This window comes from Micromonospora sp. CPCC 205546 (assembly GCF_036902715.1).
Lineage (GTDB): Bacteria > Actinomycetota > Actinomycetes > Mycobacteriales > Micromonosporaceae > Micromonospora.
Map to the genome: position 1 here is coordinate 32,029 of NZ_JBAKHL010000025.1, position 18,942 is coordinate 50,970.

Annotated in this window: 15 protein-coding genes; 5 read left to right on the plus strand and 10 right to left on the minus strand. The window is 72.0% G+C overall.

Annotated elements, in window-relative coordinates:
* Positions 1-3: 3 nt before the first annotated feature.
* The 3 genes from V6U77_RS14395 to V6U77_RS14405 form a co-directional block, all read right to left on the minus strand.
* Entirely contained in the window at positions 4-690 is a 687-nt protein-coding gene (locus V6U77_RS14395; protein WP_334606815.1) for a hypothetical protein, read from the minus strand.
* Positions 687-2,327, minus strand: coding sequence for a B12-binding domain-containing radical SAM protein (locus V6U77_RS14400; RefSeq protein WP_334606817.1), 1,641 nt, complete (start codon positions 2,325-2,327; stop codon positions 687-689). Before V6U77_RS14400 ends, V6U77_RS14395 begins: the two co-directional genes overlap by 4 nt.
* A gap of 420 nt (positions 2,328-2,747) precedes the next feature.
* Complete coding sequence (locus tag V6U77_RS14405) at positions 2,748-3,554, minus strand: phytanoyl-CoA dioxygenase family protein (RefSeq protein ID WP_334606818.1); 807 nt, start codon at positions 3,552-3,554, stop codon at positions 2,748-2,750.
* A gap of 271 nt (positions 3,555-3,825) precedes the next feature.
* Between V6U77_RS14405 and V6U77_RS14410 the strand changes: the two genes are divergently transcribed.
* The gene (locus tag V6U77_RS14410) at positions 3,826-4,719 is read left to right on the plus strand and encodes a metallophosphoesterase family protein (protein ID WP_334606819.1); all 894 of its coding nucleotides are present in this window, start codon (positions 3,826-3,828) and stop codon (positions 4,717-4,719) included.
* A 112-nt stretch (positions 4,720-4,831) separates the two neighbouring features.
* On the opposite strand, the gene V6U77_RS14415 is transcribed toward V6U77_RS14410, so the two are convergent.
* A complete protein-coding gene (locus V6U77_RS14415) occupies positions 4,832-5,671 on the minus strand; it encodes a class I SAM-dependent methyltransferase (RefSeq protein ID WP_334606820.1) in 840 nt (279 codons plus the stop codon).
* Between the two features lie 434 nt (positions 5,672-6,105).
* Here V6U77_RS14415 and V6U77_RS14420 point away from each other — a divergent pair, with 434 nt between their 5' ends.
* From V6U77_RS14420 to V6U77_RS14435, 4 genes are all read left to right on the plus strand, one after another.
* Positions 6,106-7,419, plus strand: coding sequence for a condensation domain-containing protein (locus V6U77_RS14420; RefSeq protein ID WP_334606821.1), 1,314 nt, complete (start codon positions 6,106-6,108; stop codon positions 7,417-7,419).
* A 43-nt stretch (positions 7,420-7,462) separates the two neighbouring features.
* Positions 7,463-9,265 carry an ABC transporter ATP-binding protein gene (locus tag V6U77_RS14425; protein WP_334606822.1) on the plus strand — a complete coding sequence of 601 codons (1,803 nt, stop codon included), beginning with the start codon at positions 7,463-7,465 and terminating at the stop codon, positions 9,263-9,265.
* The gene (locus tag V6U77_RS14430; protein WP_334606823.1) at positions 9,259-11,118 is read left to right on the plus strand and encodes an ABC transporter ATP-binding protein; all 1,860 of its coding nucleotides are present in this window, start codon (positions 9,259-9,261) and stop codon (positions 11,116-11,118) included. Before V6U77_RS14425 ends, V6U77_RS14430 begins: the two co-directional genes overlap by 7 nt.
* Before the next feature lie 80 nt (positions 11,119-11,198).
* Positions 11,199-11,465, plus strand: a complete 267-nt coding sequence (locus V6U77_RS14435; protein WP_334606824.1) for an acyl carrier protein — start codon at positions 11,199-11,201, stop codon at positions 11,463-11,465.
* Between the two features lie 22 nt (positions 11,466-11,487).
* Here the strand turns inward: V6U77_RS14435 and V6U77_RS14440 are convergent, their stop codons facing one another.
* The 6 genes from V6U77_RS14440 to V6U77_RS14465 all read right to left on the minus strand — a co-directional run bounded on the left by V6U77_RS14440 (position 11,488) and on the right by V6U77_RS14465 (position 18,920).
* Positions 11,488-13,224 (minus strand): hypothetical protein, encoded by a 1,737-nt coding sequence (locus V6U77_RS14440; protein ID WP_334606825.1) that lies wholly within the window; start codon positions 13,222-13,224, stop codon positions 11,488-11,490.
* Positions 13,225-13,567: 343 nt separating this feature from the next.
* On the minus strand, positions 13,568-14,341 hold the full coding sequence (locus tag V6U77_RS14445; protein ID WP_334606826.1) for a glycosyltransferase family A protein: 774 nt from the start codon (positions 14,339-14,341) through the stop codon (positions 13,568-13,570).
* Positions 14,338-14,982 (minus strand): histidine phosphatase family protein, encoded by a 645-nt coding sequence (locus tag V6U77_RS14450; RefSeq protein WP_334606827.1) that lies wholly within the window; start codon positions 14,980-14,982, stop codon positions 14,338-14,340. Before V6U77_RS14450 ends, V6U77_RS14445 begins: the two co-directional genes overlap by 4 nt.
* A gap of 26 nt (positions 14,983-15,008) precedes the next feature.
* The gene (locus V6U77_RS14455; RefSeq protein ID WP_334606828.1) at positions 15,009-16,070 is read right to left on the minus strand and encodes a hypothetical protein; all 1,062 of its coding nucleotides are present in this window, start codon (positions 16,068-16,070) and stop codon (positions 15,009-15,011) included.
* Between the two features lie 100 nt (positions 16,071-16,170).
* Positions 16,171-17,352: an MFS transporter gene (locus tag V6U77_RS14460; protein ID WP_334606829.1), complete on the minus strand. Its 1,182-nt coding sequence runs from the start codon at positions 17,350-17,352 to the stop codon at positions 16,171-16,173.
* A 173-nt stretch (positions 17,353-17,525) separates the two neighbouring features.
* Entirely contained in the window at positions 17,526-18,920 is a 1,395-nt protein-coding gene (locus tag V6U77_RS14465) for an enterotoxin (RefSeq protein ID WP_334606830.1), read from the minus strand.
* Positions 18,921-18,942 lie beyond the last annotated feature (22 nt).

The window sequence follows — 18,942 nt, forward strand, 5'->3', positions numbered from 1 at the left end:
TGGTCACCATCCGCCTCCGATCTTGGTCGGGTGTTCGATGCCGTTCTGGCCGGGCGCCTCACCGAGGGACACGGTCCCCAGGTCGGCCACGACCCCTTCCAGGTGGGCGCCCGCGAGCCGGGCGCCTTCCTTCATGGAGAACAACCGCGCGTCGACGGCCGACACGAGGATGCGGTAGGCGCTGCGGGCTTGCTGCGGTTCGAGGGTGCAGCGCTCCAGGGTGGCCAGCGCGAAGCTGCACGGCCGTGGGGAGGACACCTTCAGGTCGTGGCACAGGCTGTGGATCTTCTGGAGGAACGCGTCGTGACTGAGTCCGGCCGCGGCGACGATGACCTCGTCGCCGCCGAACGTGCCGCAGATGTGGAAGTCGACGTCCTTAAGTTCCAGCGCCGCCCACTCGCTGGTCAGCGCGCCGATCGTACGCATGCAGGCGTTGCCCGCGAGGTGTCCGAAGCTGTACGGGTCGACGGCCCGCCGCTCCATCACGTACTCGCGCAGCCCGTCCACGTCGCCGATCGCGATGTGCATCTCGTCGGCGGCCAGGGCCGGCAGCATCTGGATCAGGTACTGCTCGAAGGAGGGGTAGGCGACGAGTGAGGTGAGTGGGTCGCAGTAGAGCACGCCGCGCTCCGTGCCGGCGGGGGTCTCCCCGACGCGGAGGTAACTGGTCTGATAGGCCGGGTTCGTCACGCCATCTCTCCTGACCGTCCGTCCGGCGAGTGATTGGTTGCCCGCACGCCGAGAAGCTCCAGCGAGTCGAGGAGCGTGGCCGCGGCGTCGACGCGCTCCCGCGGGTCCGGGACGTCCACCGGCAGCATCCCGAGGCGCTCCACGAGCTTCTCGGCCCAGAGGTTGTCCTTGACGGACAGTCCCGGGACGAGAGGGGTGTGGTAGTCCGTCTGCCACAGCAGCAGCACGGCCCGGTCGTTGCGCAGACGCACCTCGTCGAGCGTCCGCCGGTGCAGCTTGCGGGCGGTCGTGTGGTCCATGCCCGCGTGGGTCCAGCCGGAGTCCGGATCCTCGAAGTCGTCGACGTGGATGCCGAGACGCTCGGCGTCCTGCCAGACCGGCATCGTCTCGTCCGTCATGGAGAAGACCGAGAGCATGAAGTGGCCGGTGTACTCGCCGGCGAGGAACTCGTGCGTGAGTTCGTAGTCCTCGGGAGCCTCGCCCGGGTAGCCGACCATGAACGAGCACCGGTACTTCACCGGCCCGTCGGAGAGCGCCTCGTGCGCCCGCCGGTTGTGCTCGGCGCGTACCTGCTTGTGCATCAGGTCCAGCGACTTGGGGCTCATCGACTCGAAGCCGATCGACAGGGTGGCGCAGTGCGCCTCGGCGAGACGGTCGACGGTCTCGCGTCCGGTGATCACGTTCGCCCGGGTGTACGCCTCCCACGTCACGTCGACGGCCGGCAGCAGGTCCAGCAGTTGCCGCATCCGCCGCGGCGGGACCGTGAAGGTGGAGTCCATGGCCCGGATGTGGCCGGCGTCGTTGAGATCGTGGTACCGCGCCCAGTCGGCGGCGATCTTCTCGGCCGACTTGTACCGCCACCGTGGGGACGCCATCGGAAACGAGCAGAACCGGCAGGAGAAGGGGCAGCCCCGCATCGACTCGTAGGGCACGACCGGGCGTTGCAGCCTGCCGAAGCCCGGCGACGGGTACGCCTCCAGGTCGATGTAGCGAAACGGCGTCTGCCGGTGGGTCTCGGGGCCGGTGCGCACCACCAGGTTCGGCACCTCGTCGAGCTCGCCGCGCCCGTCGAGCGCCGCGAGCAGCAGCGGGATCGCCTCCTCGCCGTCGCCGCGGACGATGATGTCGACCTCGGGGTGCACCCGCATGATGCGGTCGTACTTCAGGTTGCTGTACTGCCCGCCGAGCACCACCAGGGCGCCGCCGCAGCGTTGCCGGATCCAGTCGAGCGCCCGGGTCAGGGTGCGGCGGTCGCAGATGAACGTGGTCGACAGGAACACGACGTCGTGGTGCGCGGCCGGTTCGCGGTTGAGGTCCCAGACGTCCAGCAGGTCGAGGATCTCGAACGGTCGCTCCGCGGCGAGCAGGATCGACTCCAACGTGTACGACGTCAGGTGTGGCACCGCGCCGCGCTTGGGCCGCAGCAGCGGGCTCCAGCGCGCGCCGTCGCGGTAGCGCAGGTCGGTCAGGCGCAGGCCGCCGAGGGGGTGCCGGGGGTACTCGGGCGCCAGCGGGTGCGTGCCGCCGCGGTCGAACATCGTGCCGTGGTAGTAGGAGCTGTTCTTGAAGTACGGCCCTTCGCCGGCGAGGACCAGGACGGATTTCTTGGTCGTCGCGCGCTGCGTGGGTGTCGTCAAAGCTCACCACCTCGTCGGTCTTCGCCTCGCCCGTCCGCGTCGGTCGGGCACGCACGGTGCACTCGTCGTTGTGAACACCGCCGTGGCGCGGGCCGGGCCTTCCAAAAAACCGCGCCGGCCGCAATTCGTCCTCGTTACGGCCCGACCAGAGCGTCCCGACGCATTTCCCGCCATCGGCGTGAGCGCCACACGGCGCCGACGATCACAAGGCGCCTGTCGGACGTTCGAATGGGAGCGCCCAGGGCGCGTCACGCCCGCGACCGCAATTTCTCGTTCACTCCCCGTTTGTGATCCTGCCGGTGCTTTCTTCGGGCGGCGGCTCCACCAACAGCAAACCCGCTGACGCGGACGAATGTCAAGACCGTCGAGTGAAGAACGTCTATGGGCATGGGAATCGCCACCAAATGAAAAGCGATCTCCTCACCTTGCGAGAAGCCGCGCGTCGCCGTAGACGACCGGTGCCAACGCCTCGTCGCGAAGGTGCTCGCGCCGGGCGACGGCCGCCTCGCCATCCAGGACGCACCGCTCCGTACGCACCCGGATCGCCAGCGACCGCCGGGGCTGCGCGGACCGGTTCGGCCCGCTGGCGTGCAGCGTGTCGCGCTGGTGCAGGGCGAGGCCGCCCGCGGCCACCTCGGCCGTCACCTCGCTCCAGCGGAACCCGTCCGGCAGCGGGAGGCCGGTACGGGCGGGGTCCAGATCGGTCCGGAACAGGTCCACGCGACCGAGCGGGCCGAGCCGCTGCGAGCCGGGTACGTACCGCAGCGGCGACGCGTCGGCTGAGACGGCGGAGAGCGCCAGCCAGACCGTGAAGATGTCGCCTTGCCAGTACGGCGCGAAGGGGCCGTCCTGGTGCCAGCCGATGTTGCCCACCGGCGCCTCCTCCGTCGGGCGCTTGATGAACAGGTCCACCGCCCAGATCTGCAACGCCCGGGCACCGGTCACCGCGGCCGCGAGCCGCCAGATCCCGGGATGCGCCACCAGGCGGCGCAACACGTGGCTGCAGTTGTGCGGTTCGGCGATCTTGACCAACCGCTGCGGTCCGTCGCCGCGCTCGCGCTCGCGCAGCTTCGGCGCCAGGCCCGTGTCGCTCTCCCCCGCGGCGACGGCCTCCGCGGCGACGGTCGCCTCGTCGAGGACGTCCTGCGCGACAACGGGCGGCGCCACGCAGAACCCGTCGTCACGGTACCGCCGGCGGAGCATTTCCACATCGAGGACGTCACGCATGCGGGATTCCTTTGCGGGATGGATCGCCACACCGCCGACCGCGTCATTGTGATCGCGTGGTCCACGGTGCGGTGGCGGCGACCGGGCAGGACCGACAGATGCCATGAATGCATGGCGAGCACTCCTTGCCACAGGGGCACAGCGACATCCTAAAGACAGGAATGATCGACAGGAAGCGCTCTCACGCATCGAGAATGATCAGTTGAAGTTCGAATGGGGAGCGCCTAGGGTTGCGTACCGTGCCGCCCGCCGGGATCGTCCGAGGAGCGCTATGACAACATCCACCGACGGCACCACGACGCTACGTCTGGTGCAGATCTCGGACACGCACCTGTCCCGCTGGGACGGCCCGTTGCGTCGCAACTTCCGTACGCTCGCCCGGTTCGTCAACGAGACCCTGCGACCGGACCTCGTCGTCCACGCCGGCGACTCGGTGCTGTCCAACCCGGACTCCGAGGAGGACTACCAGGCGGCCAGGGAACTGCTCGGCCTGATCGACGCGCCCATGCTCCTCATCCCCGGGAACCACGACGTGGGCGAACCGTACGAGCGCACCTGGTGGACCGCCACGGCCGAGCGCCTGGCCCGGTACCGTCGACACTTCGGCCCGGCGCCGTGGCTGCACTGGTTCGGCGACGTGGCGCTGATCGGGCTCAACAGCCAGATCTTCGGCACCGGCCTGCCGGAGGAGGACCAGCAGTGGCGGTGGTTGGCCGATGTCGCGCCCTCGGTCGAGGACCGCGCCGCCGTGTTGTTCCTGCACAAGTCCTTCTGGACCGGCTACTGCGGCAGCGACGGCCGGCAGGGCGCGATCGACCCAGCCGACCGTGACCGCGTCCTCGACACGCTGCGCGCGGCGCGACTGCTCGGCGTCTCCAACGGCGACGTCCACCGCTACCGCAAGACCTGGCACGGCGCACAGTTCGAGCTCTGGGGGCCCTCGACCGCGTTCCTCGTGCACCGCGAGGAGACCGAGAAGCTACCCGCCGGGCTGGAACAGCTCGGCGTCGTGCTGTTCGAGTTCACCGGGGAACGGGTCAAGGCCACGTTCCAGACCACGCCCGGGCTCGAGGAGGTCGAGGTCGGCGGGTTCGAGGAGTCCCGGCTCATCCGCAGCGAGATCGCGGCGGCGATGCGACAGGCGCAAGGCGCGGCCACGACGTGACGTGACGCCCCGCGGCCGCCGGCGTCAACCTGTCCGCCCCGGGGCGACCCCGGGGCGGCGGCCAGGTCACCACGCCGCCGCCCGGGAGGCAGGACCGGCGACGATCGGGCGATCAGTCCAGCGGCTTGCGCCAGTACCAGATCTCCGTGTCCGGCAACTGCTCGGCGAACACGCCGTCGGGCGAGACCTCGCGCAGCAGCGCGCGCAGGTCGCGCTCGAACTCGTCGAGGCGCTCGCCGTACAGGTGGGGCGCAGAGTCCGACCGGGAGAACACCCACGCCACGACGTCGTCCGCGCTCCGCTTGACCACCGCGCCGGAGGGCACGACCAGACGCTGGTAGCCCGCGAACCCGGCCCCCTCGATGATCGCGCGTTCCCCGCTCTGCGTGCCGTGCCGCAGCACGCCCTGCCCGGCGCGGCGTACCTCACCGAGGTACGTGCGCACGAGCGCCGCGATCCCCTCGAACGGCGGCGCCGGGTGCGGCAGCGGAACCGGGTGCGCCGGCGGCTGCTTCAGGTCGCTCATGTGCACGAAGTAGCCACCCGGCTCGATCATCTCGAACGCGGTGGCGGCGACGCGCTCGCGGTCGGTCCAGTGGAACGACTGGGCGAAGAGCACCACCCGGAAGGCCCCGAGGCCGGCCGGAAGGTCCTCGGCGCGCGCCTCCGTCCAGCTCACGTTCCGTACACCGAGATTCTCTGCGCGACGGCGAGCCTCGGCGAGCATGTCCGGATCCGGGTCGGCGCCGACGGCCTCGGCGAAGTAGGGTGCCAGCGCCAACGTCACCGTGCCCGGCCCACATCCGACGTCCAGCAGCCGGCCCTGACCGTGCTGGCCGAGGTCACCGGCGAGCCGCGCCGCGTATCCGGGTGCATAGGGCAACCGGCCCCGGTCGTAGTAGGCGGCACTACCGCGGAACAGGGTCTGATCCCACTGCCAGCCTTCGGGCATCTGTGCTCCTAGAAGTGATATGGGCCGATTGTCCGCTCCTCGGGCACCCTACCGCATCCACGCGCAGCCGGCCGATCGCCCGCTGTGTCCGGCCCTGGCGGCGGCCACCGGGTTCGTCGGCCACCATGGACCGTCCCTTTGCGACGAACGCCGAAAAGCTTCGGGAACGGTCGAGGAGCCCTCTGGACCGTCGATGCGACCAGGCGTTAGGGTGACGTGGCGTTCGCTGGCGCACACGGACCGCGCCGACCGGGGGTCGCATCGCGCTCCCCAAGCATGGTCGACGCGCCGCAGACCGCCCGCCGCAGGCGCCCCGATTCAACCGAGCCGGCGTTGCGCGCCAGGAGGCGGTGGCATCCCGACGGGTGGCGGCTCCGCTGAGCGTGTCCGGTCCGCCCTGGTCGGACCGGACGCCGACAGATGGGAAGGCGACCATGGGCGACGACGAGACCGAGACGGACGACGCGATCGAGGTGACCGTTCCCGCCTCGGATCAGCAACGGGACTGGTACGGGCGGGAGGGCGTCCACCGCAACCCGGATCTGGTCATCTCCTTCCGGATGTCGCTGACCGTCGGCCTCACCCCCGAGGTGTGCCGGAACGTGGCGGACAAGCTGATCCGGCGCCACGGCGCCCTCCGGACGAGCTTCGCGGTAAGCGACGGCGTGGTGTACCAGCGGGTGCACCGGGACCTGCCGAACACGTACTTCTGGCACGAGGACCTCCGCCGAACATCCGGGGACGAGCGGGCCGGGCGGTACGCGGATCTGGTCCGGCGCGAGCGCGGCACCGGGTTCGACCTGGAACGCGTACCGCTCGTCCGCGTCGGCCTGATCCGCATGTCGGACGACCACGCGGTCGTCTCGATGACGATGCACCACATCGTCGCCGACGGGTGGGCGGTCGACATCCTCCGGCGGGAGTTCGTCGAGCTGCTCGCCGCAGAACTGGCCGGAGAACCGGACGAGCTGCCACCCGCGATGCAGTGCCATGAGTGGTCGGAGGCGGAGCGGCGCTGGGCCGCCGGCGCCGAGGCGGCCGGGCAGCTGGAACACTGGGGGCGGACCCTGGCACCGGTACGACCGCTGGCCGTGCCGGTCACCCGCAAGACCGACCAGATCGGATGGTTCGACCACGCGGAGATCCGTGTGCCTACCGGCCCGCTGGTCGACGAGAAACTGCGTACGGCGGCCCGCACCCTGCGCGCGACCGCCCCGATGCTGACGCTGAGCGCGTACCTCAAGCTGCTGTCGACCGTGACCGGCCTCGACACCGTGGCGACCTTGACCATGGTGACCGGCCGGTCGATGCCCGGCTACGACACCGTGGTCGGCTCGCTGACGAACGTGCTCACGGTGCACGTGGAGGGCGCCCTCGGGCGCACGGCGGCCGAGCTCGTCCCGCAGCTACGCGACCGGTTGGTCGCCGCCTACGCGCACCAGCGGATCTTCGTCTCCCGGGTCTGGGACCGGTCCCACCTCGACCCGGGCGACGTGGACAGCCTGTTCATCTTCGACGCGGTACGGCAGGAGCCGAGCCGTCCCGGGCCGGTCCGGCTGGCCGCCGCCCCGCAGGAGCCACCCCGTTCCTTCCGACGGCAGGGCAGTTGGTGGGAGAACTTCAAGTTCCGCTACATCGCCGCCGGGGACGAGTCGGCCGTGACCGTCGAATACAACGCCAACACGTTCGACGAGGACTTCATCCGGTCGTTCGTGGCGGACTATCTCGAGTGCCTTGGCACCCTCTGACCGCACCGACGCGCCGGACCTCACGGGTCCCGCGCCACCCCCCGTGACCGACCCGGCAGCACCGCCGGCTCCGCCTCGGCGGGCGGCGCCCCGGTTCGCCGCCCGGCAGCTCCGCCGGCACCCGGCCGCCCTCGCGGTCCTGGCGCTGACTCTGATCGGCGGCGTCGCGCTCGACCTGCTGGCGCCGCTGCTGATCCGGTGGTACATCGAACAGGAGGTGACCCGCTCCACCGCCGCCATCGCCTCGGCCTCGTTGCTGGTCGCCGGCTACCTGGTGGTGAGCCTGCTGGCCCGGTTGGTCGGCGTCGCCGAGGCCGCGGTGGCCGAACGCCTCGCCTGGACCGTGATGGATCAGGTCCGGGTCGACGTCACCCGCCACTGCCTGGCGCTGGGCATGGACTTTCACAGCACCACCCGCCCGGGCGACCTGGTCGAGCGGGTCGAGGGCGACGTCAGCCTGCTGGCCAACTTCCTGTCCCGCTTCGTGCTGACGGTGGTGGGGCAGTCACTGCTGCTGGCGGGGCTGATCGCGGCGCTCCTGGTGGTGGACTGGCGGATCGGCCTCTGCGTCGGCGTCCTGGCTGTGGTCGCCGCGGTGGCGCTGCGTCGCCTCGCCCGCAGAGGGCAGGCGTCGTTCGACGACCTGCGCCAGGCGTCCAGCGACCTGAGCGGCCTCCTCGGTGAGGCGTTGAGCGCCACGCCGGACATCAGCGGCAGCGGCGGCGGCCCGTACGTGCGGCAGAGGCTGCTCCAGGCCAGCCGGGCCGTTTTCCGCACCGAGCAGGGGGCCGCCCTCTGGGGCATGATCGCGCTCTGGTCGGCTGCGTCCTTCACGGCCTGGCTGGGCACGGCCGTGGCGTTGTCGTGGTCGGCCTGGCTGTACTCCATCGGCGCGATGACCCTCGGCACGGTGTACCTGGTCTTCGTCTACACGCAGCAGATGATGCAGCCGCTGGACCAGATGGCGCTCCAGATCCAGGACTACCAGGCCGCTGCGGCCTGCGTGGGGCGGCTCCAGGGCCTCCTGGACCTACCGGCGCCCGGCCCCGGTGCCGGTGGGCGCCCGTTCCCGTCGGGGCCGGTGCGCGTCGAGTTCCGCCGGACGAGCTTCCGGTACGCGCCGGAGCGTCCCGACGTGCTCCGGAACATCGACGTCGTGGTGCCGGCCGGTGAGACCGTCGGCGTCGTCGGCCGCACCGGCAGCGGCAAGAGCACCCTGGCGCGCCTGCTGACCGGTCTCTACGCGCCCACCGGTGGCGCCGTCCTGGTCAACGGCGTGGACGTCACCGCCGTGCGTCCCGGCAGCGCCCGCGAGCGGCTGGCGGTCATCTCGCAGGAGGTTCAGCTGTTCAAGGCGACGTTGCGCGACAACGTCACGGTCTTCGATCCGGACCGCTCCGACGAGCAGGTGCGTCGCGCGTTCGACACGCTCGGCATGACCGAGTGGCTGGCCCGGCTGCCTGACGGGCTCGAGACGGTGCTGGGTCCCGGTGGCCACGGCCTCTCCGCCGGCGAGGAGCAACTGGTCTCCTTCATCCGGGTGGTCCTGGCCGACCCGAGTGTGGTCGTGCTCGACGAGGCGTCGTCACGTCTCGACGCCGCCACCGAGCAGTTGTTCAAGCACGCCATGACCATTCTGCTGGCCGGCCGGACCGGCCTCGTGGTCGCGCACCGGCTGTCGACCCTCAGCGCGGTGGACCGGATCCTCTACCTCGAGGACGGGCGGATGGTCGAGTACGGCCGCCGGGAGGACCTCGCCGGTGATCCGGGGTCACGGTTCAGCCGACTACTGGCGCAGGGCGTGAACGACCTGGACACGGACGAGGTGGGCGACCGGCGATGCTGACCCGCAGACGCGCCGATCGGTTGCTCCTCGTGCTGTTGTCGCGACGTCGCCTGTCGTTCCTCGTGGACGCGACCATCGGGGCGGCGTTCTTCCTCGTCGGCATGGTGCCCGGCCTCATCACCAAGTGGGTCCTCGACGCCCTTGCCTCCCCCGCCAACGACTCCCCCGTCTTCTGGCTGATCGCGGCCCTGGTGCTGGTCAAGATCGTGCACGTCACGCTGGGGATCGGCTGGATGGTCGCCGACACCGCGCTCCGTGGCGTCCTGCTCGCGCTGCTGCGGCACAACCTCTTCGATCGGATCATGGCGCTGCCCGCCGCGCGGGCGCTACCCATGCCGGTCGGCGACGCGCTCAGCCGGTTCATGGAGGACGTGCGGGAAGTCGTGGACGCGCTGTGCAAGCGCAGCGGCCTCATGAACCTCACCTCGTCGCTCTCGTTCGCGTCGGTGGCGGTCGCGGTCATGCTGCACATCGACGCCCGGATCACCGTCCTGGTCCTGCTGCCGGCACTCAGCGTCGTCCTGATCAGCTACGGCGCCGGCCGGCGGGTCACCAGGTTCCGCGCCCGCAGCCGGCAGGCGGCCGGCGACGTGTCGGCCTTCCTCAACGAGGTCTTCTCCCACGTCCAACTGATCAAGCTCAGCGGGGCCGAGGAGCGGGTGATCGGCCGGCTCGCCGAGCGCAACAGGATCCGCCGACAGGCCGCCGTCCGCGACAACGTCTTCTTCGCGATCCTGCACTCGTCGTCCCGCTACGTCCTGGCGCTGGGCACCGGCCTGATCCTGCTCGTCGCCGCCGACGCGATGCGCCGCGGCGACTTCACCGTGGGCGACTTCGCCCTGTTCACCTACCTGTTGGAGGAGGTCGGCATCGGGGTGGCGGTGCTCGGCGACTTCCTGCGGCGGTGGCGGCAGGCCAAGGTCTCCGCCGAGCGGTTGACGCCACTGTTGCAGGGACGACCCACGACCGAGCTGGCCCTGCCGCAGCCGCTGCGCCTGCGTGCCCGGACCCCCGCCGTCGCACCGGACGCGCCGCCGCCGTCCGTCGCCGCCGCCGACCGGTTGCGGCGACTCGACGTGCGCGGCTTGTCCTACCGGTACGGCACGGACGGTTTCGCGCTGCGGAACGTCGATCTCACCCTCGCGCGGGGATCCACGACGGTGATCACCGGCCGGGTGGGATCGGGCAAGAGCACGCTCGTGCAGTGTCTGTTGGGGATGCTTCCGCCCGAGACCGGCACCGTGCGCTGGAACGACCAGCCGGTCGCCGATCCGGCCACCTTCCTCGTACCGCCGCGCTGCGCGTACCTGCCGCAGGCCCCGCAGCTCTTCAGCGACACGGTGCGGGAGAACATCCTGTTCGGCCTACCGAGCGACGGTCGGGTGGAGCGCGATGCCGCGTACGTGGCGGCGTTCGACGAGGACCTGGCGGCCATGCCGGAGGGATTCGAGACCGTGGTCGGGCCACGCGGCCACCGGCTCTCCGGCGGACAGCGGCACCGGCTGGCCGCGGCGCGCGTGATTGCTCGCGGAGCAGACCTGCTGATCGTGGACGACGTCTCCAGCGCGTTGGACCTACAGACCGAGAAGGTGCTGTGGGACCGGCTGTTCGCCAGGGCCCTGGCGGCGGGATGGACCCTGCTGATCGTGTCGAACAGGATCCCCGCGCTGACGCGGGCCGACGTCGTGGTGGTGATGGACGCGGGGCGGGTGGTGGGCACGGGGACCTTCCGGCGACTGCTCGTCGACTGCCCGCAACTGCGCGCGTTGCACCCCGATCTGCCCACCGAGCCGGCGGCGGTGCCGGTCACCGACAACGTGCGAGCGGACGCCACCCGGGACGACGACGGGTGAGGTGGTCGTGACCGCCCGGCCGCCGACGACTCCACTCGAGCGCCCTCAACCACGACCCGTCACACGGGTAGCATGGCCACATGACTGGGGCGGCACAGGGAGCCGAGGACAGCCATCAACGCATACTTGTCGCTCTGGTGCGGGCCCGCGGCTTCCCGCAGGCGGACGCGGACGACGACCTGCTGGCGCTGGGCCTCACCTCATTGGACCTCCTACAACTCGGCGCGGACATCGAGAAGGAGTTCGGAGTCCCCGTCGACCTCGGGGTGCTCCTGGCCGCCCCGAGCATCGACTCGCTGGCGGGAATCCTGCGCAGCGGTGCGCAGGACGAGGCAGCCGCGACGTGACCTGCCCGGCGCGGCGGGACGGCTAATCCTGGCCTGCATCTGCGGTCCGCTCACGACCGTCGCCCCGGGAGAGCACCGGCAGGCGTGACCACGCCTCGTCGTCGCACGGATCGGCCGGCGGCTCCGCCACGATGACGTACGTCGACGGCGCGACAGCCGGCTGCCCGGCCGGCAGGGCCGCCATCACGGCGACGTGCGCCTCGCCCGGCGTGCCGACCAGTCGCGGACCGGCCAGGTAGCACAGGGTCCCGATGCTGTCCGGGTCGTGGCGGCGGACGCGAACGGCCCGCGCGCCGGTCGCCTCCGCCACCACCCGTTCACAGCCGGACATCGACAGTTCGAGATTGTCGCCACGGTCGGTCCCACAGCGCACGCCGTGGCCGCGCAGGTAGGCCCGCACGTCGGCGACACCGACGTCGCCAGCCACGCTGGACACGATCGCCCACTCCATCGTCCGCAACCACGCCTCCGCCTCACCGGGCGCCATCAGGCTCGTGTCCACCCGCGCGCCCAGGACGAACTCGGTCGCGGTCTGCTGCGCGTCGAGGTACAACCCGAGATTCTCGGCGTTGGTCGTCCCGGTCCAGGTGAAGGTGGTCGGAGCGGGCGTGACGGTCGCTCCGGGGACACCGGGCTCGTCGGCCAGGAGGTTCAGTACGATCGCGGAGCCCACGGCGTCGAAACAGACCCCTCGACGCCACTGCGCGGCTTCGCGGGTCGCCTCCATCGCCTCGGGCGCGTAACACGCACTCTGCAGGGAACGCATCGTCAGCGCCATGGCCGAGCGCATCGTCCCGGTCACGTCGTCGCGTACGGGCAGGTGCAGGATCGCCTCCTGCGAGAGAGGGCCCGGGTAGCCGCGCCAGGCCGCGTCGAACCGGTTGCTCGAGATGGTGAACAGCAGCGCCGCAGGCAGACCGGCGACCGTCGCCGACACGGTGGCGAGTGCACCGGTGAGGATGCCGATCCGACGCAGACGTCGCTGCCGGGTCAGGGCCTCCATGGCCGCGAGCAGGTCGAAGGAGCGCAACTGGCCGTACCAGAAGCGCTCGGGCTCGGGCCGCCGTCGGGGGCGCGGCCACATGGTCGGCGACGCTTCGGCGTAGATCCGCGCGGCGACGTCGACGGCTCTCCGCTGGACCTCGACGCCGTCGGGACCGTTCTCGAAACGGGCCCTGTCCACTGGTGACGGCGTTTCCGCGGGCCCGTCGACTCCCTGACGACCAACGAACGACGCGGCGAGGTCGTCGGTGAGCAGCCGCAGCCCCCCGGCGTCGGTGGCGAGGTGGCTGATGCGCATGGCGACCCGGACGACCCTGTCCCGATCGAGTGCGAACAACGGGCGGCACAGCTGCGCCTCCGTCGTGCCGGGCACCAGGTCACGCTGGCGCTCGAAGTCCGCCTCGACGCCATGCGTCAACGGGACACGTACCCTTGCCGACGCCCGGACGCTCTGCACCGGAGTTCCCTGCCCGGTCCGTGAGATCGACGTACGCAACACGGGATGGCGGCGCAGGAAGTCACGTACCACGCCGAGCGCCTCGTCGGGGGTGACGGGGACGGCGAGGTCGTGGACGAGAAGCAGGTCGAACGCCTCCGGTGCGACTCCGGCGGCGGCGATGACGTCCCACATGAAGCGTTGCGCCCAGGTCAACGGCGCGGGCCCGGAAGCGCTGGCGTCGTCGTAGGCGCACTCCACGGCGTTCGCGTCGTCGACATCCACGGCGTGAGCGTCGACGGCGTAGCGCTCGGTTCCCATGGGCCACCCCTCCCGTCACCACTGATCACGACTGCGTCCGTGGTCGGACCGCTCCACCGGCCGACGGGCCGACGGGCCGACGTCGGACACTCGACCACACACGCGGGCGACCCCGCCGTCCCGTACCGCCACGGCCACCGCCGGCATCGACGACGGGCTGCCGTGGTCACGGTCGCCCTGCCCGCGGGAGGCGGCCAGCCGGACGCCGCCCGCGACGGCGTCGGGCCGACCAGACGACGCCCAGCAACACTATCGACAGACGTCGACAGATGTCGAGTACGCCGCGATCGCCTCCCGGGCACTTGACGTCCTGAGCGGACAGCAGCGGTCGGCGGGACGCGGCTCAGTGCGGGCTGGGCCGTGGTGCGCTGATGGGCGGCAGGCCCGCCCGCCCGCGACGCGCGTTGACGGCCGCCTCGATCGTCGCGAAGGCGTGCACCTTCGCGTCGTGGTACCCCGTCCTGACGATGGTCTGACCGGGCCAGCGCCGGTAGAGCACGGTCACGGCGGGCAGCGTCAGACCCGGCCCGGCGGCGGCCACGTTGAGGCAGAATCCGACGTCCTCGTTGACTCCGAGGCCGGGCCAGCCGAAGGTGGCGAGGGCCACCGACCGGCGGACCATGATGTTGTTGGGGTGGAAGGGAAACGGCGAGACCCACTCCTCCTCCAACTGGTACCGGCGCCAGCGGCGCGGCTGATCGATCCATCGCGGCGTACGCGACAGGTCGTCGAGCCAGCGGCGGTTCGTCGCCACCCAGGTGGTCCCGTCCGGGTACGAAGTCGCCACCACCTCCTCGAAGCCGTCGACGTCGAGCACGTCGTCCGCGTCCAGCGGGAAGACCCACTCGCCGGTGCTGGCCGCCAGGGCGTGGTTGCGCGCCGCCGACACGCCCTGCGCGATGGGCAGGCTCAGCACCCGGTCGGGGCCGGCCTTGTCCACCGTGGCGCCGTCGGCCCCAGGGCCGTCGACGACCAAGCACCACTCGATCCCGACGCCGTGCGGCAGCAGGCGCGACCGCAGGGCGGCGACGCTCTCCGCCGTCTCGTGCAGGAAGTCCGTCCGACGCGGATGGGCGGCGGTCAGGAAGGACACCCGGGGCAGCCCCGCCGCCGTCACCGCGGCCTCGCCCGGATGTGCGCGGGCAGCGGGGATCCGCGCCAGGACTCGCAGCGCAGGGCACCGTCGACACGAACGGCATCGACCTGCTCGGTGTTGTCGATGCCCGGGTCGGCGAGGACGAACTCCGCGGAGAGGTTGGCGCACAGGTGCGGCAGGACGATCCGGAAGAGGGTGCCGTGACCGACGAGGACGAAGGTCTGCTCCGCGCCGCCCGGGCCGTCGAGCCGCTCGACGAGGCGCCGCACCCGGCTCACCGCCGCGCGGGCGCACTCCCCCGTCGGCGAGAAGGGATGGTCGAGGTCACCGAGGCGCAGCCAGCGGTGCCACGTCTCGTCGATCTGCGCGGCGATGTCGTCGTGCAGGCGCCCCTCCATCTCGCCGGCGTCGCACTCGGCGAGTTCCTCGGCGACCCGTACCGGCGCGCCCACCGCCGCCGCCACGATGTCGGCGGTCTCGACGGCCCGCCGCAGCGGGCTCGTCAGCACGCCCGCCACGCCGGGCAGCGCGGCCAGTCGCCGGCCGGCCTGCGCGGCCTGCCGGCGACCGGTCGCGTCCAGCGGCGGGCCGGGACGTCGGGTCGATACCCGTCGCACGGTGTTCTCCGCCGTCTGCCCGTGCCGCAGGAAGACAAGACGCACGTCACGACCCTTCGTCTCGGCGGGATTCACACCCGGGCGGTCTGTCGCTTCGGCCGGTACGCCACCGCGGCCTTCGGGTTGCTGCGGAACAGCTGGTCGATCTGGGTGGCGTCCAGGCCGATGGAGAGCATGTTCGCCCGCTGGAGTTCGTACCCGGACGAGCCGGCCGCCACGGCGCCGTCGTCGCGCAGCCGCAGCCGGCTGTAGGCGTCCTGGGTCAACACCTCGCCGGCCATCGTGTCGATCTCGGTGTGGTCGGTCAGCGCGATGAGCCGGTCGCAGCCGAGGAAGTCCACGGTGCGACGGCAGATGGCCAGGTCGACGTGGCGCCCGTCGAAGTTGAGGCAGGGCATGAGCCGGCCGTCGAGCGCCGCGGTGAGCACGGCAGCCGGAACCGGCCCGAGCAGCTCGGCGATGTTCTGCCGCGTCCAGGTCGGGCCGATGACCGCGGCGAGCTGCTCCGGCTTGCGCGCCAGGGCCACCTCCGTCCGCCAGGCGTGGACGAACCTGCGGGGCATGTCGTTGTAGAGGTGATCGGTCAGCACGAGGTACGGCGACGACTCGTAGCGGGAGTGCAGGTAGTCGAGCACCTCGCCGACGCGCCGGGCGCTGCGGTCGGGATCGTCGCGGTGGAAGTGCCCGACGGCGATGCGCACCTCGTTGTCATAGCAGCGGTCGAGCAGGTCGGCGAACGTCATCCCGGCGTCGAGCGGCTCGTCCAGGCCGGCGCCGTCCGGGGCCATCACCACGTACCGCAGCCCGTGCGGGCCGAGGTCGGCGAGCTGGCGCCACTCGTCCGCCGTCGGGCGCCACTTGCCCTTCCTGGGGATGCCGCCGTCCGGACCGAGCAGCGGACCCTCGATCGCGAAGCCCGCGATGTTGGGCAGGGCACCCTCGGCGGACAGGACGCCGTAGCGCTCGACGAGGGCGCGCAGGGCCGGAAGCTTCTCCCGCCGGAGGTAGATCGTCGGGACGATCTCCACGTCGCGCTCGGCGGCGAGCTGCTGGAGCGGGGCCAGGTCGTCGGGGGACATGGCGGAGAAGTCGTGCGGACCGAGGCCGTGGAAGTGGTAGAGGAAGGCGGTCATCTGTATCTCCCCAGGAGGTGCGGCGGGCGGTCGGACTGGACGGCCCGGGTGGGTGCGATGGTCGGCTGCCGGGTCGGTACGCCGTCATCGCGTGCCGACCTCATTCGTCGTCGGCCTCACCTCCCCCTTTCGGCGTCGTCCCCGCGGCCGTCGCGCCGGCGGCGAGCGCGAGCGCCACCCCGGCGAGCGCCACCGTCAGGAACGCCACCCGCAGTGAGGCGAACTCCGCCACCTGGCCCACCAGCACGGGCGCGACCAGCCAGCCGGCGTGCCCCATCGCGCTCACGGTGGCGATGGCCGAGCCGGAGTCGCGGGCGCCGCCGTGCCGGCCCGCCGCGCTGAAGATCAGCGGCACCAGCACGGACAAACCCGCGCCGAGCAGGACGAAACCCGCCACGGCCATCGGGGCGGCCACGGCGGCGACCACGACCGCCGACCCCACGACGGACACGGCCGCCGCGACCCGGGCGGTCGTCACCGGACCCACGACGCGTACGACGGCGTCGCCGACCAGCCGGCCCGCCACCATCGCCGCCGCGAAGCCCACATAGCCCACCGCGGCCGGTCCCGCGGCCACCCCGGTGACGTCGTGGACGTACACCCCGCTCCAGTCCGCTCCGGCGCCCTCTGCGTACATGGCGAGGGCGGCCAGGGCGCCGAGGCCGAGCAGCGGCGCGAGCGGCGGTCGCCGTCGCGTCGGCGGCCCGGGGACCTCGGCCAGCGCCACGACACCGACCAGGGCGGGAACGGCGACGGCGAGCAGCAGCACCGCCGCGCCGACGAGCAGGGACGAGGGGCCGAGGCCGGCGGTCGCGCCGGCCACCGCGAGCGCGGCCGCGGCGAGCGACCCGGCGCTCCAGGCACCGTGCAGGCCGGACATGACGGGCCGGTCGAGTTCGCGTTCGACCGCGACGGCGTAGGCGTTCATCGCCACGTCGCTCACGGCTCCCGTGGCGCCGAGCAGCACCATCACCCCGAGCAGGACGGCGAACGAGGGTGTCAGCGCGATGGCGAGCAGCACCAGGACGTAGCTCACCAGTCCCACGCGGATGGCCGCCGGAGCGCCGTGGCGGCGCACCAGTCGACCCGCGAACGCCAACGCCGCCAGTCCCCCGACGACCTGGAGCAGCAGCGCGAAGCCCAGGTCACCGGCGGACAGGTGCAGGCTCTCCCGGACCGACGGGATCTGGGCGGCCCAGACCCCCTGCACCGCGCCGTGGAGCAGGAAGGTGACCCTGATCGGCGCAACACCGACGGCGGGTACGGGACGCAGGCGTACCACGTCAGGCCGTCGTCGGGCGGTGCGGCCCCGCAGCCACGACCGGCATGCGGACGACGTGAGACATGAGCACTGCGAACCAACCCCCCGTTGTCGCTTCGTGGTCGTTCGTAACACTGACAGCGACATCTGTCAATGCACATGCGTGCCCTGACACCGCGTGCGACCGCCCCGCGTCAGAGCGCGTCATGCCGCACCATCGCCAGTTCCCGAGCCGTGAACGGCGGTCCGGACGGCGGCGCCGCGCGCGGGCCCCGAAGCGTCGCCAGCGCCACCCGCGGGCTGCGCAGCCGGCTCGACGGCGCCGAGAGGCTGAAGACCCTGATCAGTTCCTCGGCGATCGGCCGTCGATCCAGCGCGGTGCGGAACAGGCGGTCCTGGTACCGCCACCGGATGCGGTCGATCGTCGACGGCGCGGCTCCCCGGACGTCCGGGAAGCGGATGTCGGAACCCGCCGCGTGCTGCCAGCCCTCGTCGGCGATGGCGGCGACGGCCCGCTGCACGGAGCCGGCCAGCCCCGGGGCCAGCCCGTGCCGGTCGAGTTCCGCCCTCAGGATCGCGGCCTCCTTCGCGGCGACGGACATGCCGTGGCCGTACACCGGGTTGAAGCTGGCGACGGCGTCGCCGAGCACGACGAACCCCGCCGGCCACCGGTCCATCCGGTCGAAGCGCCGGCGGCGGTTGGCGGTGCTATTGGTCACCCGGACCGGTCCCAACGGCTCCGCGCCCGCGATGAGGTCGCCCACGACCGGATGGCGCATGCCGCGCGCGAAGGCGACGAAGCGTCGTTCGTCGGCGGGCGGTTCGCCGCCACGGGTGCCGGAGAGCGTGACCAGCCACCGGCCGCCCTCGATCGGCACGAGGGCGGCGGTCTGCCCGGGCCGGCGCGGTGTCGGATCCGCCTGGACGTTGACGACGGGGAACCCCCGGGCCGCCGACTGCGGGGCGCGGAAGATCCGCGTGGCGTAGCGCAGACCACTGTCGACCAGGTCCTCCGTCACCGGCCCGGCGCCGAGCTCGGCGAGCCAGCGCGGGGACCGGGAGGCCCGACCGGACGCGTCGACGACCAGGGCGGCGGGCAGCTCCTCGTCGACGCCCTCCCGGCGGACGCGGACGCCGCTGACCCGGCCGGCGTCACCCAGCAGGCCGGTCACCCGGCTGCGGTCCAGGACGCGGACGCCCGCCCGGCGGCGGACCCGCTGGCGCACCACGTGGTCGAGGAGCGCCCGGCTGCAACTCACCACGAACTCCTCGGTCTCCCAGCGCGGCAGCCAGCCCTGTGGCAGCAGCATGACGTAGCCGTGGGGCAGGCCGAGACGGTGCGCGCCCGCGTCAAGCCAGGCTCGCGTGACGCCGGGCAGCAGGCCCTCGATGATCCGCGCCCCGCTGGACATCAGCACGTGGGCGTGGTGGCCCTGGGGCAGGCCACGGCGTTCGGTCGCGTCGTCGGGCAACTCGTCGCGTTCGACGACGGTGACCGTGTCCACCGTCGGATGCCCGGCGAGCACGGTCGCGGCGAGCATGCCCGCCAGTCCTCCGCCGACGACGACGGCATGGGTGGGGCCGTACATGATTGCTCCTCGACCAGGTGGG

Bases quoted from the DNA above. Each gene is read 5' to 3' on its own strand.
- V6U77_RS14405 (WP_334606818.1), bottom strand. From the start codon at position 3,554: ATGCGTGACGTCCTCGATGTGGAAATGCTCCGCCGGCGGTACCGTGAC.
- V6U77_RS14410 (WP_334606819.1), top strand. From the start codon at position 3,826: ATGACAACATCCACCGACGGCACCACGACGCTACGTCTGGTGCAGATC.
- V6U77_RS14415 (WP_334606820.1), bottom strand. From the start codon at position 5,671: ATGCCCGAAGGCTGGCAGTGGGATCAGACCCTGTTCCGCGGTAGTGCC.
- V6U77_RS14420 (WP_334606821.1), top strand. From the start codon at position 6,106: ATGGGCGACGACGAGACCGAGACGGACGACGCGATCGAGGTGACCGTT.
- V6U77_RS14430 (WP_334606823.1), top strand. From the start codon at position 9,259: ATGCTGACCCGCAGACGCGCCGATCGGTTGCTCCTCGTGCTGTTGTCG.
- V6U77_RS14435 (WP_334606824.1), top strand. From the start codon at position 11,199: ATGACTGGGGCGGCACAGGGAGCCGAGGACAGCCATCAACGCATACTT.
- V6U77_RS14440 (WP_334606825.1), bottom strand. From the start codon at position 13,224: ATGGGAACCGAGCGCTACGCCGTCGACGCTCACGCCGTGGATGTCGAC.
- V6U77_RS14455 (WP_334606828.1), bottom strand. From the start codon at position 16,070: ATGACCGCCTTCCTCTACCACTTCCACGGCCTCGGTCCGCACGACTTC.
- V6U77_RS14465 (WP_334606830.1), bottom strand. From the start codon at position 18,920: ATGTACGGCCCCACCCATGCCGTCGTCGTCGGCGGAGGACTGGCGGGC.